Source organism: Arthrobacter sp. KUASC02, assembly GCF_059739395.1.
Map to the genome: position 1 here is coordinate 1689847 of NZ_AP046053.1, position 25578 is coordinate 1715424.

At 66.6% G+C, this 25578-nt stretch carries 28 protein-coding genes and 1 riboswitch; of the genes, 15 read left to right on the forward strand and 13 right to left on the reverse strand.

Translation table 11 applies throughout. The features are described from left to right. Positions 1–68: 68 nt before the first annotated feature. Positions 69–824, reverse strand: coding sequence for an amino acid ABC transporter ATP-binding protein (locus AC6JAC_RS07750; RefSeq protein ID WP_028269433.1), 756 nt, complete (start codon positions 822–824; stop codon positions 69–71). Between the two features lie 164 nt (positions 825–988). On the opposite strand from AC6JAC_RS07750, the gene AC6JAC_RS07755 reads away from it, so the two are divergent. The 4 genes from AC6JAC_RS07755 (at position 989) to AC6JAC_RS07770 (ending at position 3912) form a co-directional block, all read left to right on the forward strand. Then, positions 989–1816 carry an LOG family protein gene (locus AC6JAC_RS07755; RefSeq protein WP_497964176.1) on the forward strand — a complete coding sequence of 276 codons (828 nt, stop codon included), beginning with the start codon at positions 989–991 and terminating at the stop codon, positions 1814–1816. 23 nt (positions 1817–1839) lie between these two features. Next, entirely contained in the window at positions 1840–2199 is a 360-nt protein-coding gene (locus AC6JAC_RS07760) for a DivIVA domain-containing protein (protein ID WP_028269431.1), read from the forward strand. Positions 2200–2249: 50 nt separating this feature from the next. Then, the gene (locus AC6JAC_RS07765) at positions 2250–3479 is read left to right on the forward strand and encodes a putative hexosyltransferase (protein ID WP_497966788.1); all 1230 of its coding nucleotides are present in this window, start codon (positions 2250–2252) and stop codon (positions 3477–3479) included. A gap of 265 nt (positions 3480–3744) precedes the next feature. Continuing rightward, positions 3745–3912: a DUF3117 domain-containing protein gene (locus AC6JAC_RS07770; protein WP_009357720.1), complete on the forward strand. Its 168-nt coding sequence runs from the start codon at positions 3745–3747 to the stop codon at positions 3910–3912. Positions 3913–3957: 45 nt separating this feature from the next. On the opposite strand, the gene AC6JAC_RS07775 is transcribed toward AC6JAC_RS07770, so the two are convergent. Continuing rightward, positions 3958–4590 carry an O-methyltransferase gene (locus tag AC6JAC_RS07775; protein WP_028269429.1) on the reverse strand — a complete coding sequence of 211 codons (633 nt, stop codon included), beginning with the start codon at positions 4588–4590 and terminating at the stop codon, positions 3958–3960. 300 nt (positions 4591–4890) lie between these two features. Between AC6JAC_RS07775 and sigE the strand changes: the two genes are divergently transcribed. The 3 genes from sigE (at position 4891) to AC6JAC_RS07790 (ending at position 7088) form a co-directional block, all read left to right on the forward strand. After that, positions 4891–5520, forward strand: coding sequence for an RNA polymerase sigma factor SigE (sigE, locus tag AC6JAC_RS07780; protein ID WP_454698979.1), 630 nt, complete (start codon positions 4891–4893; stop codon positions 5518–5520). Positions 5521–5528: 8 nt separating this feature from the next. Continuing rightward, complete coding sequence (locus AC6JAC_RS07785; RefSeq protein ID WP_497964179.1) at positions 5529–6605, forward strand: anti-sigma factor; 1077 nt, start codon at positions 5529–5531, stop codon at positions 6603–6605. Positions 6606–6686: 81 nt separating this feature from the next. Further along, positions 6687–7088: a twin-arginine translocase TatA/TatE family subunit gene (locus AC6JAC_RS07790; RefSeq protein WP_028269426.1), complete on the forward strand. Its 402-nt coding sequence runs from the start codon at positions 6687–6689 to the stop codon at positions 7086–7088. Positions 7089–7164: 76 nt separating this feature from the next. On the opposite strand, the gene AC6JAC_RS07795 is transcribed toward AC6JAC_RS07790, so the two are convergent. The 3 genes from AC6JAC_RS07795 to AC6JAC_RS07805 are packed head-to-tail and all read right to left on the reverse strand — an operon-like array spanning position 7165 to position 10284. Next, entirely contained in the window at positions 7165–8292 is a 1128-nt protein-coding gene (locus tag AC6JAC_RS07795) for an Mrp/NBP35 family ATP-binding protein (protein WP_497964181.1), read from the reverse strand. Between the two features lie 11 nt (positions 8293–8303). Continuing rightward, on the reverse strand, positions 8304–9020 hold the full coding sequence (locus tag AC6JAC_RS07800; RefSeq protein WP_028269424.1) for a DUF1003 domain-containing protein: 717 nt from the start codon (positions 9018–9020) through the stop codon (positions 8304–8306). Continuing rightward, entirely contained in the window at positions 9001–10284 is a 1284-nt protein-coding gene (locus AC6JAC_RS07805; protein WP_028269423.1) for a magnesium transporter MgtE N-terminal domain-containing protein, read from the reverse strand. Before AC6JAC_RS07805 ends, AC6JAC_RS07800 begins: the two co-directional genes overlap by 20 nt. A gap of 76 nt (positions 10285–10360) precedes the next feature. Between AC6JAC_RS07805 and AC6JAC_RS07810 the strand changes: the two genes are divergently transcribed. Continuing rightward, on the forward strand, positions 10361–11242 hold the full coding sequence (locus AC6JAC_RS07810; protein WP_497964184.1) for a YflT domain-containing protein: 882 nt from the start codon (positions 10361–10363) through the stop codon (positions 11240–11242). A gap of 76 nt (positions 11243–11318) precedes the next feature. On the opposite strand, the gene AC6JAC_RS07815 is transcribed toward AC6JAC_RS07810, so the two are convergent. Further along, positions 11319–12905: an aminopeptidase P family protein gene (locus AC6JAC_RS07815; RefSeq protein ID WP_497964186.1), complete on the reverse strand. Its 1587-nt coding sequence runs from the start codon at positions 12903–12905 to the stop codon at positions 11319–11321. Between the two features lie 107 nt (positions 12906–13012). On the opposite strand from AC6JAC_RS07815, the gene AC6JAC_RS07820 reads away from it, so the two are divergent. Then, a complete protein-coding gene (locus tag AC6JAC_RS07820) occupies positions 13013–13861 on the forward strand; it encodes a PHP domain-containing protein (RefSeq protein ID WP_028269420.1) in 849 nt (282 codons plus the stop codon). Positions 13862–13932: 71 nt separating this feature from the next. Here AC6JAC_RS07820 and AC6JAC_RS07825 read toward each other — a convergent pair whose 3' ends face one another. The 3 genes from AC6JAC_RS07825 to AC6JAC_RS07835 form a co-directional block, all read right to left on the reverse strand. After that, complete coding sequence (locus tag AC6JAC_RS07825; RefSeq protein WP_497964188.1) at positions 13933–14805, reverse strand: DNA-methyltransferase; 873 nt, start codon at positions 14803–14805, stop codon at positions 13933–13935. A gap of 8 nt (positions 14806–14813) precedes the next feature. Then, the gene (locus tag AC6JAC_RS07830) at positions 14814–16541 is read right to left on the reverse strand and encodes a DEAD/DEAH box helicase (protein ID WP_497964190.1); all 1728 of its coding nucleotides are present in this window, start codon (positions 16539–16541) and stop codon (positions 14814–14816) included. Between the two features lie 299 nt (positions 16542–16840). Continuing rightward, entirely contained in the window at positions 16841–18316 is a 1476-nt protein-coding gene (locus AC6JAC_RS07835; RefSeq protein ID WP_347895335.1) for an RNB domain-containing ribonuclease, read from the reverse strand. Positions 18317–18357: 41 nt separating this feature from the next. On the opposite strand from AC6JAC_RS07835, the gene AC6JAC_RS07840 reads away from it, so the two are divergent. Continuing rightward, positions 18358–19032, forward strand: a complete 675-nt coding sequence (locus AC6JAC_RS07840; protein ID WP_454698974.1) for a ferritin-like domain-containing protein — start codon at positions 18358–18360, stop codon at positions 19030–19032. Here the strand turns inward: AC6JAC_RS07840 and thiE are convergent, their stop codons facing one another. Next, positions 19033–19713, reverse strand: coding sequence for a thiamine phosphate synthase (gene thiE / locus AC6JAC_RS07845; protein ID WP_497964193.1), 681 nt, complete (start codon positions 19711–19713; stop codon positions 19033–19035). It lies immediately after the preceding gene. Positions 19714–19739: 26 nt separating this feature from the next. Beyond that, positions 19740–19859: riboswitch (TPP riboswitch) on the forward strand. On the opposite strand from thiE, the gene thiO reads away from it, so the two are divergent. The 4 genes from thiO to AC6JAC_RS07865 all read left to right on the forward strand — a co-directional run bounded on the left by thiO (position 19846) and on the right by AC6JAC_RS07865 (position 22933). After that, the gene (gene thiO, locus AC6JAC_RS07850; RefSeq protein WP_497964195.1) at positions 19846–21183 is read left to right on the forward strand and encodes a glycine oxidase ThiO; all 1338 of its coding nucleotides are present in this window, start codon (positions 19846–19848) and stop codon (positions 21181–21183) included. (Overlaps the previous riboswitch by 14 nt.) After that, the gene (gene thiS / locus AC6JAC_RS07855; RefSeq protein WP_028272578.1) at positions 21180–21416 is read left to right on the forward strand and encodes a sulfur carrier protein ThiS; all 237 of its coding nucleotides are present in this window, start codon (positions 21180–21182) and stop codon (positions 21414–21416) included. The genes thiO and thiS overlap by 4 nt, the downstream gene beginning before the upstream one ends. A gap of 5 nt (positions 21417–21421) precedes the next feature. Beyond that, positions 21422–22240: a thiazole synthase gene (locus AC6JAC_RS07860; RefSeq protein WP_497964197.1), complete on the forward strand. Its 819-nt coding sequence runs from the start codon at positions 21422–21424 to the stop codon at positions 22238–22240. Between the two features lie 27 nt (positions 22241–22267). Next, positions 22268–22933: a 4a-hydroxytetrahydrobiopterin dehydratase gene (locus tag AC6JAC_RS07865; protein ID WP_497964199.1), complete on the forward strand. Its 666-nt coding sequence runs from the start codon at positions 22268–22270 to the stop codon at positions 22931–22933. 6 nt (positions 22934–22939) lie between these two features. On the opposite strand, the gene AC6JAC_RS07870 is transcribed toward AC6JAC_RS07865, so the two are convergent. From AC6JAC_RS07870 to AC6JAC_RS07880, 3 genes are read right to left on the reverse strand one after another with little or no spacing between them, the layout of a single operon-like run. Then, positions 22940–23242, reverse strand: a complete 303-nt coding sequence (locus AC6JAC_RS07870; RefSeq protein ID WP_028272580.1) for a hypothetical protein — start codon at positions 23240–23242, stop codon at positions 22940–22942. A 46-nt stretch (positions 23243–23288) separates the two neighbouring features. Further along, positions 23289–23513 (reverse strand): DUF3107 domain-containing protein, encoded by a 225-nt coding sequence (locus AC6JAC_RS07875; protein WP_028272581.1) that lies wholly within the window; start codon positions 23511–23513, stop codon positions 23289–23291. 51 nt (positions 23514–23564) lie between these two features. Next, positions 23565–24233, reverse strand: a complete 669-nt coding sequence (locus AC6JAC_RS07880) for a TetR/AcrR family transcriptional regulator (protein WP_028272582.1) — start codon at positions 24231–24233, stop codon at positions 23565–23567. A gap of 84 nt (positions 24234–24317) precedes the next feature. Here AC6JAC_RS07880 and moeB point away from each other — a divergent pair, with 84 nt between their 5' ends. After that, entirely contained in the window at positions 24318–25517 is a 1200-nt protein-coding gene (gene moeB, locus AC6JAC_RS07885; RefSeq protein ID WP_028272583.1) for a molybdopterin-synthase adenylyltransferase MoeB, read from the forward strand. The last annotated feature ends 61 nt before the right edge of the window (positions 25518–25578 follow it).

Below are 25578 nucleotides of genomic sequence, written 5' to 3' on the forward strand. Positions count from 1 at the left end.
ACATTACCTTTCATTGGCGGCCACTGTGGTGGCCTGGGTGCGAACTGAGTAGGTGCGGTCTCGGGGAATCAGTGAGTGAGGAGCTTGGAGAGGAAGTCCTTGGCGCGGTTGCTCTGCGGGTTCGTGAAGAACTCCTCAGGCGTCGCGTCCTCGACGATCTGGCCGTCGGCCATGAACACCACGCGGTCGGCGGCCTTGCGGGCAAAGCCCATCTCGTGGGTGACCACGATCATGGTCATGCCTTCCTTGGCCAGCTGGATCATGACGTCAAGGACTTCATTGATCATTTCCGGGTCAAGCGCGGACGTGGGCTCATCGAAGAGCATGACTTTCGGCTTCATGGCAAGGGCCCGGGCAATCGCCACGCGCTGCTGCTGGCCGCCGGAAAGCTGCGCCGGGAGCTTGGGTGCCTGGTGTCCCACACCGACACGCTCCAGGAGCGCCATGGCGTCCTTGTCCGCCTGCGCCTTGGGCACACCTTTGACCTTGATGGGCCCCAGGGTGACGTTTTCCAGGATGGTTTTGTGAGCGAAGAGGTTAAAGGACTGGAACACCATGCCGACGTCGGCACGCAGTTTGGCGAGTTCCTTGCCTTCCTCCGGGAGCTCCTTGCCGTCGATGGCAATCTTGCCGTCGTCGATGGTCTCCAGGCGGTTGATGGCCCGGCAGAGTGTGGACTTACCGGAACCGGAGGGTCCGATGACCACAACAACTTCGCCCTTGCGGACGTTCAGGTTGATGTCCTTCAGTACGTGCAGCTGGCCGTAGTGCTTATTCACGGCTTTCAGGGAGACGAGAGCTTCGCCGGGCACTTGAGTAGTCATAAGAGAGAATCTAGCGAACATTAGCGGGATATGACGGCAATCACTCCAACTTCCTGCAGATCGTGATTCAAGAGATACCTGCAGGTCAGCGCCCCGGTTGCCCTCTGCAACTGGATCGGACGCGCCGGACAGTCGGGCTTGGAGAACCGCGCTAGCCTTGGTGGATGAGTACCGATCCGCACCCTTCGCCAACTCCAGTACCTCCCATTGCCACCCGTCACAAGGGTCCGCTGGAGCTGCGTCGAAAGCAGGCGGCAGTGGAGATGTCGGACCAGCACCTGCTGGACACGAAGGGGCCCGGCCAGTTCGTCCACACTGACCCGTGGCGGGTGCTCAGAATCCAGAGTGAGTTCGTGGAAGGCTTCGGTGCACTGGCGGACCTCGGGCCCGCCGTCAGCGTGTTCGGCTCCGCACGCACCAAGCCGGGCTCCGTCTACTACGAACTGGGCGTTGAAGTGGGCCGCAAACTGGCCGAAGCCGGCGTGGCCGTAATTACCGGCGGCGGGCCGGGTTCCATGGAGGCGGCCAACAAAGGCGCCGTCCAAGGCAACGGCGTCTCCGTGGGTCTCGGCATCGAGCTTCCCTTCGAACAGGGCCTCAACCAGTGGGTGGACCTCGGGATCAACTTCCGCTACTTCTTCGCCCGGAAAACCATGTTCGTGAAATACGCCCAGGGATTCATTGTGCTCCCCGGCGGCCTGGGCACCCTGGACGAGCTCTTCGAAGCCATGGTCCTGGTGCAGACCAAGAAGGTCACGTCCTTCCCCATCGTCCTGCTGGGCACCGCTTTCTGGGGGCCCATGCTCGACTGGATCAGGGGCACCCTGGTGGAAGACGGGATGATCTCCGAGAAGGACCTCGGCCTCATCCAGGTTGCCGATGAGCCGGCGCACGCGGTGGACCTCGTCATCCACGGTGCCATCCGTCCGTCGCCGGAAACCAGTGCAGCCAACGGCACTGGCGGGCCGAACGGTAACCAGCGGCCGGAATAGCGGCCGGGCCGGCGTCTGGCACGATGGATCCTGTGAGTTTCTTCCTGATATTCCTCGCCATCGCACTGATCGGCGCCGCGCTCTTCTTCGGAGCAGATTTTACGTCCGGCATCTTCCGGCGCCGGCATTCCGGAGGCCCTGCGCTGCTGGACGGATTCGACGAGCCGGTGGCCTCGCTGCCGCCGGTGCTGCTCCCTGCCGACGCTGCACCGGCCGACGTCGACCGGATCCGGTTTGCTTTGGGCCTGCGGGGCTACCGCATGGACCAGGTCGATCAGGTGCTGGATGAACTCCGTGACCAGCTGGCCGCGAAGGACCGTGAAATTGAGCGGTTGCGGGCGGAACTTCGCGCGCCGGCGCAGCCGGGGGAGAGCGGGCCTTGAGCAGAGCGGGCACTTCCAGCGGCCGCGTGGGGCAGGACCGAAACCCGGGACTGAACGGCCTGGTGCGAACCAAAGTTGCGTCCGCTGCCGCCCGCGCCAGCACCTGGCCGTGGTGGGCGCAGGTGGCAGGCGTCTACGTTGCGGCGCGGGCCGTCAGTGCCTGCATCTTCATGGCGGCCGCCCTGCATCAGGGCGCCAACCCGTGGTTACCCGCGAAACCCGACTACTGGAACTTCATTAATATCTGGGATGCCCGCTGGTACGGCGAGGTGCTCCGGAGCGGATATCCAAGCCAGCTGCCCGTGGACGAAAGCGGAAACGTCCAGGAGAACGCCTGGGCCTTCTATGGGCTGTTTCCGATGCTGGGGCGGGCGTTGTCGGCCATGACCGGGATGGACCCCGCACTGGCCCTCACGTTCATTGCAATGGCTTCCGGGCTGGGGGCCGCCCTGGCGGTGTACTGCCTTTTCCGGCAGAAAGCCGGCCACCGCACGGCCATGTGGGCCGTGGTCTTTTTTTCCACCTTCCCCGTCGCTGCCGTGCTCCAGGTTCCGTATGCCGAATCGCTGAACCTCCTGCTGCTGGCGTCGGCACTGCTCCTGGTGATGCAACGGCGGTATCTGTGGGCAATGCCGGTGGTGGTCCTCATGTGTCTGTCCAGGCCAACGGGGGTTCCGTTCGCGGCGATGGTGTGCGGGCTGCTCGCATACCGGCTGTGGCTGCGGAACCGTCCTGCCGCCCCGGGCAGCCAGGCGGCACGGCACAGTGCCCGGGACCTCGTTGCGTTGGCGGCCCTGGCCGCAGTCAGCGGGATAAGCGCCCTGATCTGGCCCGCCGTCGCCTGGGCAGTGACCGGCGATCCCGCTGCCTATACCAAAACGGAGACCGTCTGGCGCGGCCACGACCTTGTGCCGTTCAAGCCCTGGTTCGACACGGGCATCCAGCTTTTTGGCCCGGTGCTGGGGGTGCTGGCTCCCTTTGTCTTTGTTGCCGTCTTCGGGCTTGCCATGACGTCCCCGCCCGTGGTGGCGCTGGGGGCTGAGCTGCGGCTCTGGTGCGTCTGCTACATGGGCTACCTGCTCGTGTTCCTGCACCCGCAGACCAGCACCTTCCGCATGCTGCTGCCGCTGTTTCCGCTGGCCCTGGGCGCAGCACTGCTATCCCGATCCCGGGCCTACCGGGGGACGGTGGTCACCATGTTCGTGCTGCTCCAGATTGTCTGGATCGTCTGGCTGTGGGCCTGGGCCGAACTGCCAGGCGGGGGAGACTATCCGCCGTGAGGCGGCCGTCAGCGGGCATTGGGCCGGGCACGGGTGCTATGACGCACGGCACAGCCGGCCGCAATTTTCCAAGCGATGAAGAAAATCCATCAATTAGCTACAGGCGGGTAATTACAGGATAATAGGGGTTAAGCATGAACAAATTGCATTCAGCACTGTTCAGCCATGGCGGTAGCTGGTAGGCCGCCATGGGGGCTTGATTGACGACGCGGCCACAGCCCGCCCGGGCTGGTAGGTCCTGGGACTATTGGAGGGGATTTTCCTCATGGCGGCTATGAAACCACGCACCGGCGACGGCCCTATGGAAGTAACCAAAGAGGGCCGCAGCTTGATTATGCGTGTGCCGCTCGAAGGCGGGGGGCGGCTTGTGGTCGAACTCAACGCGGCGGAGGCGGCAAACCTTAAGGAATGCCTCGTCGGCGTTACCGAATAGATTTGCTGGGGCGGGGTCCGCGGCCGTAAGGCTGCGGGCCCCGCCTTATTTTTTAACCGCTACCAGCAGTCCGTCGCCGGTGGGCAGCATTGCCGAAGCCAGGCGGTCGTCGTCGCGGATGGACTTGCCCACCTGGCGCAGCACCGCCGTGGTGGAATCGCGGGCAGCCGGGTTGGCCACCCGGTCCTTGTCCAGGGCGTCGTTGATGATCAGCAGCCCGCCGCGCTTCAGCAGCCGGATGGCTTGCTCGACGTACCCGGGGATGCCCGGCTTGTCCGCATCGACGAACACCAGGTCGTAGGCGCTGTCGGTCAGCCGGGGCAGGACGTCGCCGGCGCGGCCGGAAATTGTGCGGGTGCGGTTGGCAGGGCTTCCTGCTTCCTGGAATGCCTCCCGCGCCGCCCTGAGGTGTTCAACATCCACATCAATGGTGGTCAGCACCGCCTGGGGGCCGAGTCCGCGAAGCAGGCATACACCGGAGACGCCCGCCCCGGTTCCGATTTCCACTGCTGTCTGCGCCTTGGAGGCTGCCGCCAATACGGTGAGAACCGCTCCCACGCCCGGTCCCACCGGAGTCACGCCCAGCTCAAAGGAACGCTCCCGAGCATGCAGCAGTACTTCGTCCTCGGCAGGCAGATCTTCTGCATAGGACCAGCTCGTGGACTTATCGGCGCTCATGAGGATTCGCTTTCTGGGCGGCAGGGGATTGTTCCTATCAGCGTACTGTGTCAGGCGGTGCCGGGCCCGGAGGTGGCGGTGCGGCAGGCTGTGGCTTTCCGCCGATGTGACGGGAACCACCCTTTTCGGGCCGGCCGGTGGCGCGGGTGGTTCCGCCCAAGGCTGAAGCCCTGCAATAGTCAGGAAATTCCCAGCCAACTTTGAAATGATGGAAATCCGCTCATCCAGGAGGTGATCGGCGCCGAAGCACTGGTGTCAGCACCATCCAGGCGTTAGTTCCATCCACGAGGGGAGTGGACGATGTCAGCATCAGTTGTGGCACCTGTCCCGGCAATTGAAGATTCAGTGGCCCGGCCGGACGCCGAATGGGTCAGGCCAACCTGGGAGGAAGTGGTCACGAACCACTCCGCCAAGGTCTACCGCCTTGCCTACCGTTTGACCGGCAATAAGTACGACGCCGAGGACCTCACCCAGGAGGTGTTCGTCCGGGTGTTCCGGTCGCTGGAGAACTTCAAGCCCGGCACGCTCGACGGCTGGCTGCACCGCATCACCACGAACCTCTTCCTTGACCAGGCGCGGCGCAAGAGCCGCATCCGCTTCGACGCCCTCGCTGATGACGCCGAATCGCGGCTGCCAGGCCGCGAGCCCGGTCCGGAACAGAGCTTCGAATTCAACAACCTGGACCTCGACGTGCAGGCCGCCCTTGAAGAACTGCCGCCGGACTTCCGGGCCGCCGTCGTGCTTTGTGACCTTGAGGGCCTGTCCTACGACGAGGTGGCCGAGGCGCTGGGAGTCAAGCTCGGAACCGTGCGGTCCCGTATCCACCGCGGCCGGACCATGCTCCGCGAAAAGCTGGCCCACCGTGATCCCCGCACCCGCCAGTCCCTCAAGCCGCGGCTCAAGCTGCCGCGCATCGCCGGCATCCTCTGATCGGCTCCATGGGTCAGCTGAGAAAACTGCTGCGTGGCCTTGGAGGCAACTGTACGCGCGGACTCCTGCCGCGAGGTAAGCGCGGCCGCAGCTCAAAGCACATAGAATCCTGCCCGGAATGTACGTCGATCCAGTGGCGTGAGCGCCAGTATCTTGAGCGCCTGCGCAGCGCGTCCATCCCGGCCGCGAGCGAGGACTTCACAGCCAGGCTGTTGGCCAGGACGCAGCAGCTTGCGTCCGTGCCGGCCGGTTCAGCCGCCGGCCATGCCGGGCACCGACGTTCGCCCGCGGGGTTCCCGGCGCTCCGCGCGCTGGGCATCGCAGCGGGCGGGGCCCTGGCCGCGGCCGGGGTGGTCACCGGCGCTGCGTACTTCCTGGCCGGTGACCCCCGCCCCGTCGCCGACGGCACCCCTGCCACGTGGTCCCAGCAGCACGAGGCAGCTTTCGGACTTCAACCGCCGGCCGGCAGCGCGTCCCCCGGGTCCGACGGCATGCTGACGTCCACAGACCTTGAGGGACTCCGCACGCAGGGGTGGTCGTGCCCGGAGCTTCGCGACATGGGGTTCCACGTGCTTTGGGCGCGGCACGAAACCGTCGCGGGACAGGCAGTCCTGGAAATGCGGCTCACTGACGGCACGCACTTTGCCACCGTCCTCGAACAGCACTCGCAGCCAGTGCCCGCTGACGGCGCACAACCCGCCGTGCCGCGGTCATCACCCACGAACATCCTGACAGGCCGTCCTGCCGAGGCCGACGGGTTCGTGCGTGCGCCTGGGGGCGCTGCTGCCGGCAATGCCGCAGGCGGAGCGGTGTGGATCAATGCTTCTGCCCCGTGGCGGGCCATTTACCAGGCTCCGGGCGTGACCTTCACCTACATCTCGGATCTTCCTGCTGACTCCGCCGATGACGGCGTGGCAGAACTGGTTCGCTCGGGTTCCACCACCCCAGTGCGCAGCCCCGGGGTCCCCGCGTCCGGAACGGCCGGCAGCGCCGTGCCCGGCACGGAAAGCGTGCCCGCCGCGGAAGGCCTGCCCGCCAGGCTGCAGCGCGGTCTCGGGCGCATCGTGGAGCTTTTTACCCCATGAGCCGTCCACCCGGAGCGGCCTTCGCTGTGCGGCCCGCGTCAGAATCGTCACCACTGTGCCGGAGAGGGTAATCTTCCTAAGGTGTTTGGAATCAACGGTCCGGAGTTTCTTCTTCTGCTGATCATCGGGGTCCTGGTGATCGGCCCCAGCCGGCTGCCCGAATACACCCAGAAACTGGCGAACCTGGTCAAGGAAGTCCGCCGGATGGCGTCCGGCGCCCGGGAGCAGATCAAGGACGAAGTCGGCATCGACATCGACGAGGTCGACTGGAAGAAATACGACCCCCGCCAGTACGATCCCCGCCGGATCATCAAGGAAGCCCTGCTCGACGACGACACCAAGCCTGTCAGTGCCGGGGCGCCGGCTGCGGTCGCGGCAGTTGCCTCCGCCTCCGCGGCATCCTACGCGGAAGAGCGGCCGGCGCGCGTCATCGAACGGCTGCCCGAGGGTGAGCCTGCCCCGTTCGACTCCGAGGCTACCTGAGCCGGGATTTCGACAGGCTCAATCAGCGGGCTCCATCACCGGGTTAGACACGTCTAATCACGGGGCACAGGCTCCATCACCTGGGCTGGAGGCCCAGCTTCATCCCCGTCAGGCCCCGCGGCTTTGCCGCCAGCTTGTCCGCGATTCCCGTCAGCGCCCTGGCCGCCGGGGTCTCGGGCCGTCCCAGCACGATCGGTTCGCCGGCGTCGCCACCTTCGCGCAACAGGATGTCCAGCGGAATCTGGCCCAACAGCGGCACATCAGTGCCGACAGTCGCGCTCAGGCGCTCGGCGAGGACAGCGCCGCCGCCGCTGCCAAACAGTTCCATCCTGCCGCCGTCGGGCATTTCCAGGTAGGACATGTTCTCCACAATCCCGGCCACGGACTGGCCCGTCTGTGTGGCTATGGCACCTGCCCGTTCGGCGACGTCGGCGGCTGCGGCCTGCGGTGTGGTCACCACCAGGATCTGGGCCTTGGGAAGCAGCTGCGCCACGGAGATGGCGATGTCCCCGGTGCCCGGAGGCAGGTCGAGGAACAGCGCGTCCAGGTCGCCGAAGTAGACGTCGGTGAGGAACTGTTCAAGGGCGCGATGGAGCATCGGCCCGCGCCAGGCCACCGGCTGGTTGCCCTTGACGAACATGCCGATGGAAATGACCTTCACCCCGTACGCGACCGGCGGCAGGATCATGTCGTCCACGCGGGTGGGGGCCTGGTCAATGCCCATCAGGGCAGGTACCGAGAACCCGTACACGTCGGCGTCGATGATGCCGACGCGCAGCCCCTGGGCAGCCATGGCGCAGGCGAGATTCACCGTGACGGAGGACTTGCCCACTCCGCCCTTGCCGCTGGCCACTGCAAACACTTTCGTGAGGGACCCGGGCTGGTTGAACGGGATACCGCGCTGGCCGCCCGGTCCGCGGAGCTTTTCCTTCAGCGCGTCCCGCTGTTCCTGCGTCATGACTTTGAGCTCGACGTCGACCCCCGTCACGCCGGGGACCGCAGACAGCGCGGCTTCGGAGTCCGCGGTGATGGTGCCGCGCAGCGGACACCCGGAAATGGTGAGCAGCACGACGAGCCGGACCCGGCCGTCGTCGTCGATCTCCACCGAGTCCACCATGCCAAGTTCGGTGATGGGGCGGCGCAGTTCGGGGTCGATGACTGTGGCCAGTGCAGCGTCCACTGCCTGGGCCAGGGGGGTGCTCATGCGGTCAGTGCTCAGCTTTCGGGGGTGTTGAGGTGCGCGGGGTTGCCGGGCTTGTCCGGCTTGACCCGGGGGATCTGCTGGGTGCGGGGGTTGCGCTGCTTGTCGCGCCGCTCCTTCAGTTTCTCCTTGACTTTGTCCTTGGGGGATTCGTGGCTGCCCGCCCCGGAGGGATCGTGCGTGCGGAGTTCCTCCTGTGCCTCCAGCATGTCCTCCAGGAGGCTGCGAAGTTCGGCGCGGACGTAGTCGCGGGTGGCAACTTCGCGCAGTGCGATGCGCAGCGACGCCAGTTCCCTGGTGAGGTACTCGGTGTCGGACAGGTTGCGTTCCGCGCGCTGGCGGTCCTGTTGCAGCGACACGCGGTCGCGGTCATCCTGCCGGTTCTGGGCTAGCAGCAGCAACGGAGCCGCGTAGGAGGCCTGGAGCGACAGCATCAGGGTCAGCAGGGTGAAGCCGAGCTCCCGGGAGTCGAACTGCCACGTCAGGGGCGCCCAGGTGTTCCAGGCCAGCCACACCACGACGAAAATGGTCATGTAGACGAGGAACTGCGGCGTGCCCATAAAGCGGGCGAAGCCTTCCGTGGCGTGGCCGAAGGCGTCCGGATTGGGAGAGAACTTGGGCAGGATCCGCTGGCGTCCGCTCAGCGGCGTGTCAAGGCCGGCGGTGATCTTGGCTCCGGGACGGTGTCCGGGGTTCCTCGGTGAGCTGAGATCAGCCAATGCGGCCTCCAAGTTTCCTTATCGGGGCGTCATCATCGTGGGCCCGCCAGTCATCCGGGAGCAGATGGTCCAGCACATCGTCAACAGTCACCGCCCCGACAAGCCGGCCGTCGCTGTTGACGACGGGGAGTGAGTTCAGGTTGTAGGTGGCCAGGGTGCGGGCCACCTCGCTGATGTGCGCCTGGTCCGAGACAGGCTCCAGGTTCTTGTCCACCAGGTTTCCGAGCGGCTCGGGCGGCGGGTAGCGAAGGAGCTGCTGGATGTGGACCACACCGAGGAACCGCCCCGTGGGCGTTTCCAGCGGCGGACGGGCAATGAAGATCGACGACGCGAGGGCAGGTGAGAGCTCCTCCCGCCGGACGTGGGCGAGGGCTTCGGCCACCGTGGCTTCGGGAGGGAGGATCACCGGGACAGGCGTCATGAGTCCGCCGGCGGTGTCCTCGTCGTATTCCAGGAGCCGCCGGACGTCCTCGGCCCCTTCGGGTTCCATGAGCTGGAGCAGTTCCTCGGCCTGGGCCGACGGGAGTTCGGCGAGGAGGTCGGCGGCGTCGTCCGGGTCCATCTCTTCGAGGACGTCGGCGGCGCGGTTGACGTCGAGGGCGGACAGGATTTCCACCTGGTCGCCTTCGGGCATCTCCTGCAGGACGTCGGCGAGCCGTTCATCCTGCAGTTCGCTGGCCACTTCGAAGCGGCGCTTGTCGCTCATTTCCTGCAGCGCTTCGGCGAAGTCGGCCGGTTTCAGGTCCTCATGCGTGGCCACGAACTGGGTGGCGGCCTGGGGCTCCGTCCTGGCGCCCTGCAGGGCATCCGCCCAGTCGATGATCATGGTCTCGTTGCGGCGGAGCCGGCTCAGCGGCGAGAGGGAGTGTCCGCGGCGCACGAACAGTTTGCTGACGAACCAGTCGCCGGAACGGTGCCGGTCCATGGCGATGTCCTCGATGGTGGCGTCGCCGCTGCCGTCCGCCAGGGTGACGCGGCGGTCGAACATTTCGGCCACCACCAGCGTTTCGGCGCCGCGCTGTTCGAAGCGGCGCAGGTTCACCAGGCCGGTGCAGATGACCTGGGTCTGGTCGATTGAGGTAATCCTGGTCATGGGGACGAACACCCGCTTCTTGCCGGGTACTTCCACCACGATGCCCACCACGTGGGGAGCGCCTCTGGTGCCGCGGGAGAGCACAACGACATCGCGCAGCCTGCCCAGCCGGTCGCCCAGGGGGTCGAAGACATCCAGTCCGAGAAGGCGCGCAACAAACACCCGCGAAAGATTTGTGCTCACTTGTACAGGCTACCGAGTCTGCTCTCTTTTAGCTGAATTTCAGCTTGCACACAGCCGGATGGGCAAGAATGGAGGTATGTCAAACATTTTTGGTGCTCCCAAGGCCGGTGTCCCGAACGGGCCGGATGAATTCCGCACGGTTCCGGCCGGGGACACCGTCGGTTCGTACACCTCCTACTTGGACGCCCAGAAGGCGGTGGACTACCTCGCGGACCAGCAGTTCCCCGTCCAGCTGGTTTCCATCGTGGGCAACGACCTGAAAATGGTGGAGCGCGTTACCGGGCGGCTCAGCTACCCCCGGGTCGCGTTGTCGGGCGCGCTGAGCGGCATGTGGTTCGGCTTGTTCGTCGGCGTCATGCTGTCCTTCTTCTCGCCGACCGGCGGCTATTTCTCGATTGTGACTTCAGTGCTCATGGGCGCGGCGTTCTTTATGCTCTTCGGCATTGTTACGTACGCGACGCAGCGCGGGAAGCGTGACTTCACGTCCACGAGCCAGGTGGTGGCGACCAACTATGACGTCGTGGTGGCCTTTGAGGCTTCCCATGAGGCCCGGCGCATGCTGCAGCAGCTGCCCATGACCACCTCGGACGCGTCTGCCGGGTCTGCTTCCTACGGCCAGGGGGGCTATCAGAACCAGCCGTTCCAGCAGCCCGGGCACCAGCACGGTCCGCAGCAGGGGCCCCAGCGGCCCGCAGGCTGGAACGACCCCTACGGCCAGAGGACCCCGGAGGCTGGGAACCAGCCGGCCGCGGGCGCCCATGCGGCCGCCGGAGCGGCAGCCCAGGGGCCGCAGGCCCCTTCCGAAGAACATCCCCAGCACCGGGCCGCGCCGCCGGCCGCGGTGCGTTACCCGGACCTCCCTGACGGCCGGCCGCAGTACGGGGTGCGCGTGACCGACGCGCCCCAGCGTGAGGGCGGCGCCAAGCACGAGCCGGCTGAGGGCGACACTCAGCACTAGCGCGGAAAAGCCAAAGGCCTCCGTCCGGACGATCCGGACGGAGGCCTTTGTGTCTCCGGCTTACGGCTTCATGGGGCTACGCGTGGTCGGCTTCCTGGTAGATGCCCGCCATCCAGGACTCGACGTCGTCGGCCTTGCGGGGGAGCGCCGCGCTGAGGTTGACCGGTCCGTCTGCCGTCATCAGGATGTCGTCCTCGATCCGGACGCCGATGCCGCGGTACTCCGCGGGAATCGCGAGATCCTCGTTCTTGAAGTACAGGCCGGGTTCGATGGTGAACACCATTCCCGGCGTGAGGACGCCGTCCAGGTAGAGCTCCCGCTTGGCCTGGGCGCAGTCATGCACGTCGAGGCCCAGGTGGTGGCTGGTGCCGTGCGGCATCCAGCGGCGGTGCTGCTGGCCCTCGGGGCTGATGGCCTCCTCGACGGACACGGGCAGCAGGCCCCATTCGGCAAGCCGTTCGGCCAGTACGGTGGTGGCGGCCGTGTGGATGTCGCGGAACTTGGTCCCGGGCCGGGCTGCGGCGAAGCCGGCATCCGCTGCGTCCAGGACGGCTTCGTAGACCTTCCGCTGGATGTCGCTGAACGTGCCGTTGGCGGGCAGGGTGCGGGTGACGTCGGCGGTGTAGAGGGAATCAGCCTCAACGCCTGCATCCAGCAGCAGCAGTTCGCCGGCGTTGACTTTGCCCGTGTTCCGCGTCCAGTGCAGGACGGTGGCGTTGTTGCCCGAAGCGGCGATGGTGTCATAGCCGAGCTCGTTGCCCTCTTCCCGGGCACGGGCGAAGAAAGCGCCTTCGACGACCCGTTCGCCGCGCTGGTGCGTCAGTGCGCGGGGCAGCGCCTTGACCACCTCGGCAAAACCTTCCACCGTGGCCGCCACCGCAATCTTCATCTGCTCGATTTCCCAGGAGTCCTTGAGCAGCCGGAGCTCGGAGAGGGCTTCCGTGAGCTTCTCATCGAGGGCATCCAGCACGCCCAGGTCCAGGTTGTCCGGGTCCTTGGCCGTGTTGTAGCGGGCCGTGTCCACGAGGGCGTCGATGTTCTCGTCCACTTTGCGCACCAGGCGGATGGAAATGCCGCCGATTTCGGGGGCGCCCACGTTCTTGGTGATGGCGAGTTCGAGCTGGTCGATGTGGGCCGTGGCGAGGCCCAGCCTCCGCTCGAACTCAGCGAGCGTGGGGCGGGCGCCGATCCAGAATTCGCCAGAGCGGGAGTCTGCATAGAACTGTTCGGTGTCCCGGCCGGCCAGGGGCCGGAAGTACAGCGTGGCGCGGTGGTTCCCGCCGTCGTCGCCCTTTCCTTCTTCAACAGGTTCCAGGATCAGCACGGCATCGGGCTCATGGTCCAGGCCCAGGCCGGTCAGGTGCGCGAAGCCGGAGTGCGGCCGGAAGCGGTAGTCGCAGTCATTGGAGCGGACCTTCAGCGGCCCGGCGGGGACCACCAGGCGTTCGCCTTTGAACAGGCCCGAAATGGCGCGACGCCGGGCGGCGGCGTGGTCGGCCACGGCATCCCGATCGGGGAGCTCTTGTGCCGAGGGCGCCCAGTTGCTGGCCATAAAGGCCTTGAAGGCGTCGGAACTGGGCCGCTGCGAGCGGTTGTTGACGCGCTCTTCGAGGGGCTGGGTAGCTGTCGTTTCACCGTTGTAGGTGTTGTCTGCATCGTTCACCGTCCCATCGTCTCACCAGCGGCGTGGCCGGGGCCACCGAGCACTGCGCCCGCCACCGGCCGGTACTGCACCGGCCACCCGCGGCGGGCATCTACTAGGCTGGGCAAGTGAGGATTGATCTGCATGCGCACTCGAACGTTTCCGACGGCACGGAGCCGCCCGCAACGGTGATGGCGTCCGCCGCAGCGGCGGGCCTGGACGTGGTGGCCCTGACCGACCACGATTCCACCGACGGCTGGGCCGAGGCCTCGCTCGCGGCCCGGGCCGAAGGGATTGCGCTCGTGCCGGGCATGGAAGTCTCGTGCCGGACCGACGAAGGGATCAGCGTCCATCTCCTCAGTTATCTCCATGATCCGTCGCACCCGGGCCTGCTGGAGGAAATCACCAAGGCCAAGGACGCGCGCCTCACCCGGGCCGAACGCATGGTCACCCTCCTGGCCGAGGACTACCCGCTGACCTGGGACGACGTCATCCACCACGTAGCACCCGGCGCTACGCTCGGCCGGCCGCACATTGCCGACGCCCTGGTGGCCGCCGGAGTGGTCGCAGACCGGACCGAAGCCTTCGCCTCGATCCTGACCTCCCATTCCCGGTACTACGTCCAGCACTACGCCCCGCATCCGGCCGTCGCCGTGGCCCTGGTCCGGGCGGCGGGCGGCGTGCCGGTGTTTGCCCACCCGGTGGCGTCCGCACGCGGCCGTGTGGTGGGCAGGCGCACGTACCTGGAAATGATCGACGCCGGACTGGCCGGACTGGAGATCGAGCACCGCGACAACCCGGAAGACGGCCGGGCCTACCTCCGGACGCTCGCCGAGGAACATGGCCTGCTGATCACGGGCTCCTCCGACTACCACGGCACCGGCAAGCCCAACCTGCTGGGCGAGAACCTGACCTCGCCCGAGGTCCTGGCGAGGATCGAAGAGCAGGCGACCGGAACCGCCGTCGTGCGTCCGTGAGTTGACCCGAAAATCCCAAGTAGGTAGCAGCAGGTGTCGTTTTGGAGGCTCAAAACGACACCTGCTGCGACCTAGTTGGGCGGGAAGGACGTGAACGTGGCCTGGGCGCTGAGGCGCTTGGTCATCACGTCGATGGCGGGCTGGTTCTGGTCCACGCAGACGAATTTCCGGCCGCGCTTGGCGGCCACCGCGCCCAGGGTGCCGGAGCCCGCGAAGAAGTCCAGGCACCAGTCGCCCGGCCGGCTTGAAGCAGCCACGACGCGGCGGATCAGGCCCTCGGGCTTCTGCGTCGGGTAGCCGGTCTTTTCCTTGCCGGTGGGGGAGACGATGGTGTGCCACCAGACGTCCGTGGGCAGCTTGCCGAGCTCCCGCTTTTCCGGAGTCACCAGCCCGGGCGCCATGTAGGGTTCGCGGTCCACTTCAGCGCTGTCGAAGTGGTACTTGGACGGGTTTTTGACGTACACCAGAATGTTGTCGTGCTTGGTGGGCCAGCGGAACTTGGCACGGGCGCCGTAGTCGTAGGCCCAGATGATTTCGTTCAGGAAGCATTCGCGGCCGAAGATGGCGTCCAGCATCACCTTGGCGTAGTGCACTTCCCGGTAGTCCAGGTGGAGGTAGAGGGTGCCGTCGTCGGCCAGCAGCCGCCACGCTTCCACGAGCCTGGGTTCCAGGAACGACCAGTAGTCGCTAAAGGCGTCGTCGTATTTGTGCAGGGCGCCTTTGATCGTGTCATAGGAGCGGCCCTTGAAACCCACGCGGTCGCCGCCGCCGTCCGCGTTCCGCACCATGGTGGTCTGCTGCCGGCTCTGGGCGCGGCCGGTGTTGAACGGCGGGTCGACGTAGATGAGTGTGAAGGCGCCGTCCGGCAGCGTGGGGAGGTACTCGGCGTTGTCCGCGTGTACCACCAGATTGCTGCCGTCCGGCGCCCAGACGGTGTCAGTCATTGAGGGGGTTAGGCCTCGGCGCCGCTTGGTTGCGAGTCGCCGCCGGCAACCACCTCGCCGTTGCGGCGGCGGGTGCGGGTCCGGCGCCGGGCCCGGGTTGCCCGGTCCACCTCGGCCGGGGCGCTGGCTGAAGCTGCCCGTGCCGAGACGGGGGCCTGAGCCGGAGCCTCGGCCGGGGCGGCGGCGTCCGTTTCGGCGGGACGACGGCGGCGATCACCCGAGCGTCCGCCGGCTTCGGCGCCACTGCGGCGCGGGGTCCTGCTGCCGGTGCGGCCGCTGTCGCGCCCGCCTCCGGTGTTTCCGCCACGGGCGGTGTCCCGGCCGCTGTCCCTGGAGCTGCTGCGCCCCGGCTTCTTGCCGGTCTCGCCCAGGTCCTCCAGGACTTCGGCGTCGACGCCGGCAAGGACGCGCTTGTCGCGGGGCAGGCGGCCCTTGGTGCCTTCGGGGATGTCCAGCTCTTCGTAGAGGTGCGGCGAGGAGGAGTAGGTTTCCACCGGCTCCGGGTAGCTCAGGCCCAGCGCCTTGTTGATCAGGCCCCAGCGGGGCATGTCGTCCCAGTCAACGAAGGTCACAGCAGTGCCCTTGTTGCCGGCGCGGCCGGTGCGGCCCACGCGGTGCAGGTAGATCTTTTCGTCCTCCACGCACTGGTAGTTGATCACGTGCGTGACGTCGTCGACGTCGATGCCGCGGGCGGCGACGTCGGTGGCCACCAGGACGTCAACCTTGTTGTTGCGGAAGGCACGCAGTGCCTGTTCGCGGGCGCCCTGGCCGAGATCGCCATGGATGGCGGCGGCGGCGAAGCCGCGGTCCACCAGTTCCTCGGCCACCTTGGCGGCGGTGCGCTTGGTCTTGGTGAAGATGATGGTGCGGCCGCGTCCGCGGGCCTGCAGGATTCGGGCGACGACCTCGACCTTGTCCATACTGTGGGCGCGGTAGATCAGCTGGCGGATGTCGCGCTTGGTGAGGCCCTCGTCGTCCGGGTCAGCAGCACGGATGTGGGTGGGCTGGGTCATGTAGCGGCGGGCCATGGCGATGACCGGGCCGGGCATGGTGGCCGAGAACAGCAGGGTCTGGCGGACGGCCGGGGTTCCGGCGATCAGCGTCTCGACGTCCGGCAGGAAGCCGAGGTCCAGCATTTCGTCGGCCTCATCGAGGATGACGATCTTGACGTTCTTCAGGCTCAGGTGCTTCTGCTTGTACAGGTCGATCAGGCGGCCGGGGGTACCGACAACAACTTCGACGCCCTTTTGCAGGGCTTCCACCTGCGGCTCATAGGCGCGGCCGCCGTAGATGGTGGCAATGCGGGCATTGCGCTTCTTCGCGGCATTTTCCAGGTCCTTGGCCACCTGGACGGCGAGTTCGCGGGTCGGAACGATCACCAGGGCCTGCGGGGCGCCCGGGACGGCCAGCTTGTCGAATCCGGGGTCGTCGCGCCCCACCACGCGCTGCAGCGCGGGGATGCCGAAGCCCAGGGTCTTGCCGGTACCGGTCTTCGCCTGGCCGATGATGTCGTGGCCGGCGAGGGCCACGGGCAGGGTCATCGCCTGGATGGGGAAGGGGTGGGTGATTCCGGCGTCGGCCAAGGACTCGACGATGTCGGCGCGGACGTTGTAGTCGGCGAAGGTTTTTTCCTCGATCTCGTGCGGTTTTTCGTCCGAGATGATGGTCTCTTCCGGCTCGATCGATTCGGTGCCGGTGTCGTCGGTCAGAAGTTGGTGCGTGTGCAATTCACTCACAGGGGAGTTTCCTTATTCATTTGGGCATTGGCGCTGCTTGCTCAACGGGGCCGGCCGCAAGGCCGTTCCGGAGCACGCTCAGGCGCGCAAGCAAATCCAGTGGAAGCCGATCGCGGGCTATCTAAATGCTGGCACTGGGGACCAACGGGTGTATCTCAAGATCGCGTAGGGGCGGGCTTGTTGAATTCAAAAATCATGGAAATCAACGACCGGGCATCCATTACTACCCCTTCAGTCTAGCTGTTGACCGCAACCATCACCGACTGACGCCCCGGGCACGGCCCATAGTCAATCCTCAATCACTCCACCAGCTCCAGCCGGATCTCGCGTGTGTCGATGTCCGAGGAGATCAGCCTGACCCGGACAGTGGTGCCGGATTCGAGTTCGCCGGGGCACCTGGCCGTCACCGCGGGGTCCGCGATCTGGATGATGCCGGACGGTCCGTTCCCGTTGCCGTTGCCGCCGCCGTTTCCGTTCGTCTTGCCCGGTTTGGACCCGGAGATGACCACGGCGTCGAACTCCTGCCCGATGTGGTTGACGAGGAGGGCGGCCTCCACCGTGTCCAGGGCCAGCCGCTCCATCCTTGCTGCCAGCTGGTCCGAGGCCGCCATGATCTCCGGCAGGGACGGCAGGGCGTCACGGGCCCAGCCGGGAACAGCGGTCCGGTTGCTCAGCGCCTCACAGATCACCAGGACAAAACGGTCTATCAGGCGCCGCAGCGGGGCCGTGGTGTGCGCGTAGGCAGCTCCGATTGCGGACTGGATGGCGTCCTTCGGCACGGTGCCGTCGAAGGGCGTATAGCCGGCACCCCGGAACAACATGCCGGCGGAGTGCAGGATGGCCAGCTGCCGGGGGTCGGTGGGATCAAGGGAGCGCAGGTATTCCCCGTAGCTGGCCCGGCCGTCCCAGGGCTTTCCGAGCGCGTTGGTCTGCCGCTTGAAGTGCAGGAGCGAGCGTTCATCGGGGGACGGCATGGTCCGCAGGATGCCCACTTTGCCTTCGAGCATGAGGTCCGCCGCGGCCATGCCGGTCATGAGGGAGATCTGGGCGTTCCAGTCCTCCACCGGAAGGGACGGGGCAGCCACAATGCGGTAGCCGCCGTCGGGCAGCTGTTCGATGTCCTGTTCCGGCATGTTCAGGCTGGCTCCGCCCCGCAGCCTCTCCAGTTCCACCCGCTTGAGCCCTACTTCCTTGAGCAGTTGCAGGACGGGGGCGGCAGTGCCGGCGTCGAGTTCGGCCTGGACACCCTTGTAGCTGAGCTTGGCACGGCTCCGGATTTTGGCGCGGCGCACCAGCACCGACTGCACACGGGCTGCTTCGTCCAGGTCGAACTCCCAGACGAAAGCGGAGCACAACTGGCCGGCCAGCAGGCTGCCTGCCTCTTCGCTGATGACTTCCGGGTGCAGCGGAATCCGCCCGTCCGGGGCGTAGAACGTCTGCCCCCGGCGGCGGGTTTCGGCATCCAGCGCCCCGCCCGGTGCCACAAAGGACGGCACATCGGCGATGGCGTAGAACACCTTGTATCCGTCGCCGGACCGCTCGATGAACAGGGCCTGGTCCAGGTCCGTGGACGACGCCGGATCTATGGTCACAAAGCCCACATCCGTAAGGTCCAGGTCCGGCATTTTGTGTTCCGCAATGGCCGCCAGCGCATCCTGCAGGACATCGTCAGGGAAAGGCCCCGGCAGTTCCAACTCCGTGCGGAGCGCGTTCAGCGCGTCGGCCAGCCGGTTGGTCTGTTCGTGGACACTTGGAGTCAGGCGATGATGGGACACGAAAGTCAGGTTAGCTCCATTTCCGCCATTAGTCTTGGACGATGAGCTCAACCCCGGCTGACACTGCTCGCTACAACCGCTTCGTCACAGACCTGTTCGGAATGATGGCCTACGGCGAGCTGTCGGCCTTTGAGCGTTTTGCCGCCGACGCGCGCTATTCACCCACCCTCCACGACCGTGCCGTGCTCGGCAGGATCGCCGTAGTGGAGTTCCGGCACTACGAACTGGTGAGCGCCAGGCTCGAGGCCAGGGGGATCGACGCCGAGGACGCCATGTTGCCGTTCCAGCCGGCAGTGGACTATTTCCACTCGCGGACACGCCCGGCCGACTGGTTCGAATCACTGATGAAGGCCTATGTCATCGACACGGTCTCCGCCGACTTCTACCGGGCCATCTCACACTACGTCGACGCCGAAACACGGGAGCTCATCGAACAGATCCAGGCCTCCGATGAAACGACGGAGGTTCTCCGCGACCGGCTCAAGGGCGCCCTCGCCGATGATCCCAGGCTCGCCTCCAGGCTGGCGCTGTGGGGCAGGCGGCTGCTGGGCGAAGCCCTGACCCAGGCGCAGCGCGTCAGCTACGAGCACGCGTTCCTCGGAAACCTGATCGGCGGGGAGGACACCGCCGCGGCGAAGGAGCTGGTCAGCGGCCTGATTGCCGGGCTGGCGGAAAACCACTCCAAGCGGATGACGCAGCTCGGACTGACCGGGTAGTCAGGATGCGCCGGCGTCGAGCGCTTCGAGCAGTGACCGCGCGGCTGCGGCGGGGTCGTCAGCCTCGGTGATGGCGCGGACCACCACGATCCGCTGCGCCCCTGCAGCCACCACCTGCTCGACGTTGCCCAGGTCAACGCCGCCGATGGCGAACCACGGGACCGTGGTCCCGCCTGCTGTTTCGTTGCCGCTGGCCCCGGCCGCGTAGCGGACCAGGTCGAGGCCGACGGCGGCCCGGCCCGGCTTCGTGGGCGTGGCCCAGACCGGCCCCACGCAGAAGTAGTCCAGCCCGCCGGTACCGCGGGAGGCGGCCACCGCGGCGTCGATCTGTTCGGTGCCGTGCGTTGACAGGCCGATCACGGCGTCGTTGCCGAGGAACTTCCGGGCAGCCGCCAGCGGAAGATCCTTCTGCCCGATGTGCAGCACCGGTGCGCCGGAGAGCGAGGCGACATCCGCGCGGTCGTTGACCGACCAGAGGCGTCTGTGGCGGCGCGCAACGGACTGCAGCACATCAAGAAGCTCGAGTTCTTCGGCTGCCTCCAGGTTCTTGTCGCGGAGCTGGATGATGTCGACGCCGCCGGCGTAGGCGGCATCCACGAAGTCTTCGAAGTCGCCGCGATCCGTGCGGGCGTCGGTGCAAAGGTACAGGCGGGCGTCAGTGAGGAGAGCTTGCTCGGTCATGGCACCAGCCTAGTTCCCCTAAACTGGGGGAGTACCGCGGGAGCCCGCAGCAGCTGTCACAAAGCTGCAGGGCTGAGAGGGCGTCAGAGCCGACCGCTTGACCTGATCCGGTTAGTACCGGCGTAGGGAAGGATGACAATGACCCCGCAATCCCCAACGGGCAGCCCCGCCGCGCGCAGCCGCGACATCAGCGCCGACGTCGCCGTGGTTGGCGGTGGAATCATCGGCCACGGCATCGCCTGGGAGGCCCGGCAGTCGGGCCGGTCCGTGGTGCTCATCGATGACGCGCCCGGCACCGGAGCGAGCTGGGCCGCCGCCGGCATGCTGGCACCGGTCAGCGAACTCCACTACCAGGAGGAGGACCTCCTGGAGCTCATGCTTCACTCCTCCGCGCTGTGGCCCGGCTTTGCCGCGAGCCTTCAACCCGGGGGGAAACCCGGAGAATCCGGCAGCGGCGGCCCGGACACCGGCTACCTCACGACGTCGACCCTCGCCGTGGGTGTCGACGCCGCCGACCGCCGGGCGCTCGCCGACCTGCGCGGCGTCCAGCTGTCGAGCGGCCTCACGGTGGAACCGCTGACAGTCAGGGAGGCGCGGGCACGGGAACCGTTGCTGAGCCCCGGAATCTCCTGTGCCTTCGACATCCCGGCGGACCACCAGGTGGATCCCCGCAAGCTCCTCGCCCTGATCGCCGAGTCGCTGGCAGGTTCCGCCGTGCGCCGGCGGGCGGACGGCCTGCTGTGGGCGGACGGGCGGGTCAGCGGCATCACCCTGGCCGGGGGAGGTGCGGTGCATGCCGGGGAGACGATCATTGCCAACGGGCTGGAGTCTGCGGCCCTCAACGGGTTGCCCGCGGGACTGAAGCTGCCCCTCCGCCCGGTGTACGGCGACATCCTGCGCCTGCGGGTCCCCGCCTACCTGCGGCCGCTGCTGACATCCACCGTCCGCGGCATGGTCCATGGGGTTCCCGTCTACATCGTGCCCCGGCAGGACGGAACCGTGGTGATCGGGGCCACCCAGCGTGAAGACGCCCTCCCGGGGGCAGAGGCTGCCGGCCTTGGAACCGAACACGCAACGCCGGCCCGTTCAGCTGTTTCCGCCGGCGGCGTCTACCAGCTGCTCCGTGACGCGCAGGTGCTGGTTCCGGCCGTCGCCGAACTGGAACTCCTGGAAGCCACGGCGCGGGCCCGTCCGGGAACACCGGACAACGCGCCCCTGCTGGGGCGCGTAGCCGCCGCGGGAACCGGCGGCGACGTCGAGGGGTTGATCATTGCCACCGGGTTCTTCCGGCACGGTGTCCTGCTCACTCCTGCGGCGGGGTCCATCTGCAGGCAGCTCATGGACGGCAACGCCGATCCCCGCTGGGCGCCCTTCCGGCCCGACCGGTTTTCCGTCCCCGCGCCGACGCCGGGAACGCCGGCAGCGCCACTGAACATCGTCACAATTGACCCGAACAAGGAAACAGCATGAACATCACTCTGAACGGCACCGTCCATGCGGTGGAGGACGGCGCGTCCGTCACCACCCTCATCAGCCAGGTCACGGGCAGGAACCTCGCCCCCAGCGGGCAGGCCGCCGACGGTCGGAAACTGGGCGTCGCAGTGGCCCGGAACTCCGAGGTGGTGCCGCGCAGCCAGTGGTTCGTCACGGCGCTCGCCGAGGGCGACGACGTCGAACTCGTTACCGCAGTACAGGGAGGTTGAGCATCATGGCAGGAACTACGGTTGCCGGCGCGGCAGGGACCGCACAGCACACGGCGGACCCCTTCATCGTGGACGGTGTCCACCTGGGATCACGGCTGATCATGGGCACCGGCGGCGCGCCCAGCCTGGACGGCCTGGGGGCGGCTCTAATCGCGTCGGGCACGGAGCTGACCACCGTGGCCATGCGCCGCTACTCCCCGGCGGAAACGGGTTCGCTGTTCCAGCTCCTGGTGGACCACAACATCAGGGTGCTGCCCAATACGGCGGGCTGCTTCACGGCACGCGACGCCGTCATGACGGCGGAACTGGCGCGGGAAGCCCTGGAAACGGACTGGGTGAAGCTAGAAGTGATTGCCGACGAACACACCCTCCTGCCGGACGCCGTTGAGCTGGTGGACGCCACCGAACAACTGGTCAACCGCGGGTTCAAGGTGTTCGCCTACACGAATGACGATCCCGTGCTGGCCCTGCGGCTGGAGAACCTCGGAGCCACAGCCGTCATGCCGCTCGGGGCGCCCATCGGCACCGGCCTGGGCATCCTGAACCCGCACAACATCGAACTCATCGTTTCCAGGGCATCCGTTCCCGTGGTGCTGGACGCCGGCATCGGTACGGCGTCCGACGCGGCCCTGGCCATGGAGCTGGGCTGCGACGCCGTGCTGCTGGCGACGGCAGTGACCCGGGCGCAGAACCCGGCGATGATGGGAGAGGCCTTCAAACACGCTGTCATCGCCGGTAGGCTGGCGAAGGCGGCCGGCCGGATTCCGCGCCGCGAACACGCCCTTGCCTCGTCCGCCATGGAAGGCCGGGCGGAGTTCCTGTAGCAGTCCGAACCATGCAAGGAGCCAGCGGTGACCGGCAAGGAAGATGTTCTGACCCGAGCCCGGATCGACGCCGCCCTGGCGGACCTGCCCGACTGGAGGTACCGGCTGGGCGGCCTGGTGACCGTTTTCAAGACGCCGACGGCGGCCGGAGCGCTCGAGCTGATTGCCGCCGTCGGGCGCCTTGCTGAGGAACAAAACCACCACCCGGACCTGGACTGGCGCTACAACAGGGTGTTCATCCGCTTCACCTCGCACGACGCCGGCACGGAGGTGACGGAGCGTGACGTCGCCGCAGCGGCGGCCGTGAGCCTGGCGGCCGCTGCGGCGTCGGCGGCCGCGGAACCCGGCCTGTACCGGACGGTGGAGATCGCCATCGACACGGCAAACCCGGACGAGATTTCCGAGGTGTGGCGGACTGCCCTTGGCTACCGGAAAGGCCGGTACGGCGACCTGGTTGACCCCTACGGCCGCGGCCCCGGAGTCTGGTTCCAGCAAACGCCCGCCCCGAACGAGAACCGCTTCCACCTGGACGTCCACCGCAGCAAGGCGGAATCCGGCCCGGCACTGGAGAAAACAGCCGCCACAGGGGCCTTAATGAACCATGACCACGCACCCAACCGGGTGGTGGTCACGGATGCTCAGGGAAACCGGCTGTGCCTCTGCACCGAGGAAGGGCACGAACCGGATCTGTAGCTCCGGCTAGAGCCTGAGGGCGGCCGTCAGCTGCCTCGTGTCATGCAGGGTGCGCTTGCGGCCCAGGTACACCGCGGCGGCGAGTGCCGCCCCGGTGCCCAGGACCATGGGCAGAACCCAAGGAATCCACGTCAGGCCGGGCTGGTAGCCAAGCCCCGCTGCCATGAAGATGATCCAGCTCAGCATCCCCACGGCGACGGAGACGCCCGGCGGCATGGCGATGCCGTACTTCGCGTGGCGCCGGTCGTTGGCCCAGACGACAAAGCCTGCGGCAGCGGTGACCAGGGCCACGATGACCAGGGAAAGCATTTTCGGCGAACTCCTTGCTGCTGGGCGGGTTGGGCTAAGCGGGGGCCTAGAGCTGGCCGAAACCGACGCGGCGGGCTTCTTCTGCCCCGATTTCGACGTAGCCCAGGACGTTGGCGGGAACGATGACCACACGGCCTTTTTCGTCAGCCAGGCGAAGCTCGGAGCCCTTGGCGATGGCTTCCTCGACGAGCTTTGCGACAGCGTCAGCATCCTGAGCCGATTCCAGCACAATTTCACGGCCGATGTTCTGAATGCCGATCTTTACTTCCACAGCGAGGCCTCCCAGCCAATCAAAGTTCTAAAGGTGTTCTCTATTTGTAGTCTAGGTTTCCTTGGGAAAGCGGGAGATTCCGCGCCAAGCTAAACGATAGATCAGGTCGCTGGCCACATCGAGGTCCAGGTTTCCGTCGGTTTCGAGCCAGTAACGCGCGCTGACCTGCGCCATTCCGGCGAGTCCGCGCCCCAGCAGCTGGGCCTCCAGCATGGGGAGCTTGGTGTCCTCGGCGATGACCCGCGCGATGGCATCGGCAAAAGCCTTGTTGAATGTTTCGAGCCTGGAGCTGACGTCGCTGTCATTAATCAGGTCTGATTCGAAGACCAGGCGGTGTGCCTGGTCGTCACTGGCAATAAAGCGGTAATAGGCCCGCATGACCGCCTGGACACGTTCGTCGTTGTCGTCGGTGGAATTCAGCGCCCCCATCATCAACTCGGTCAGGGCACTGAGGTGGCTGTCCAGCAGGGCGAGGTAGAGCTCGCGCTTGGAAGGGAAGTGCTGGTACAGCACCGGCTTGCTGACGTGGGCCGTTTCCGCGATCTCGTCCATGGCCGCACCGTGGTAGCCGTTGGCCACGAAGACTTCCTGCGCGGCGGCCAGCAGCTGGGCGCGCCGTTCGTCACGCGGAAGCCGCGCTGAACGCGCACCGCCGGTGCGCGCCTGTCCCGCGGCTGCCTTCCCGGCCTGTGTCCGATCAACCGGTGCATGATGAACCACTGTTGGCCTTCTTTCGATTGCAGTTACCTACACTTTACGCGCGGGTAATATGACCTGGCGGCATCTTCGGGCATACATTGAAGTATGGCTTCCACGTTCACCGCAACTGCTGTCCCTGCAACCCTGGATCCCCTCGTGGAACCGGCGGATGCCCTGACCGCCGAAGAGGTGGAGCGCTACTCCCGCCACCTCATCATTCCCGAAATCGGCACGCTGGGCCAACGCAGGCTCAAGAACGCCAAGGTCCTGGTCATCGGTGCCGGCGGCCTGGGCTCGCCGGCTTTGCTTTATCTTGCCGCTGCGGGCGTGGGAACCCTGGGAATCATCGACGACGACGCCGTGGACCTGAGCAACCTGCAGCGCCAGGTCATCCACGGGGTTGCGGATGTGGGAAAGCCCAAGATCGAGTCAGCCCGCGACTCCATTGCCGCTCTGAACCCCCTGGTGGAGGTTCAGCTCCACAATGTCAGGCTGGACGCCTCGAACGCGCTGGAGCTGTTCGCCGGCTACGACCTCATCCTGGACGGCGCCGACAATTTCGCCACCCGCTACCTGGTCAATGACGCCGCCGCCATCCTCGGCAAACCCTACGTCTGGGGCTCGATTTTCCGCTTCGACGGCCAGGTCAGCGTGTTCTGGGAGAAATACGGCCCCACCTACCGCGACCTCTACCCGGAGGCGCCGCCGGCCGGCTCGGTGCCGTCCTGCGGCGAGGGCGGCGTGTTCGGGATGCTGTGCGCCGCCGTCGGCTCGCTCATGGTCACCGAGGCAGTCAAGCTGATCACCGGCGTCGGGCGCTCCATGCTGGGGCGCGTTGCGCTGTTCGACGCCCTCGGCGGAAGCTGGCGGGAGATCAGGGTGGCACGCGACCCGGCCGCCGAGCGCATCACGGAACTCACCGACTACGAGGCCTTCTGCGGAATAGTTCCGGAGGCTGAGACTGCCAAGGAAGACACTGTGACGGCCCCGCAGCTGGCCACCATGCTGGCCTCGCGCAAAGCCGGCCTGAAGGACTTCGAACTCGTGGACGTCCGCGAGCCCGGCGAGCACGACATCGTCAGCATCGACGGCTCCGTCCTTATCCCGCAGGGCAGGATCCTGGCGGGGGAGGCGTGGGCCCAGCTGCCCCAGGACAAGGACATCGTGTTCCACTGCAAAGCCGGGACGCGCTCAGCAGCTGTCCTGGCAGCCGCGCGCAAGGCAGGCTACCAGCGGGTCAGCCACCTCGACGGCGGCATCCTTGCCTGGGTCCGGGAAGTGGAGCCTTCCAAGCCGGTGTACTGACCGGAACCTGAACACGCTTCTGACCAAGCTTGAACACGCTTCTGACCAGCCGCGCCACCGC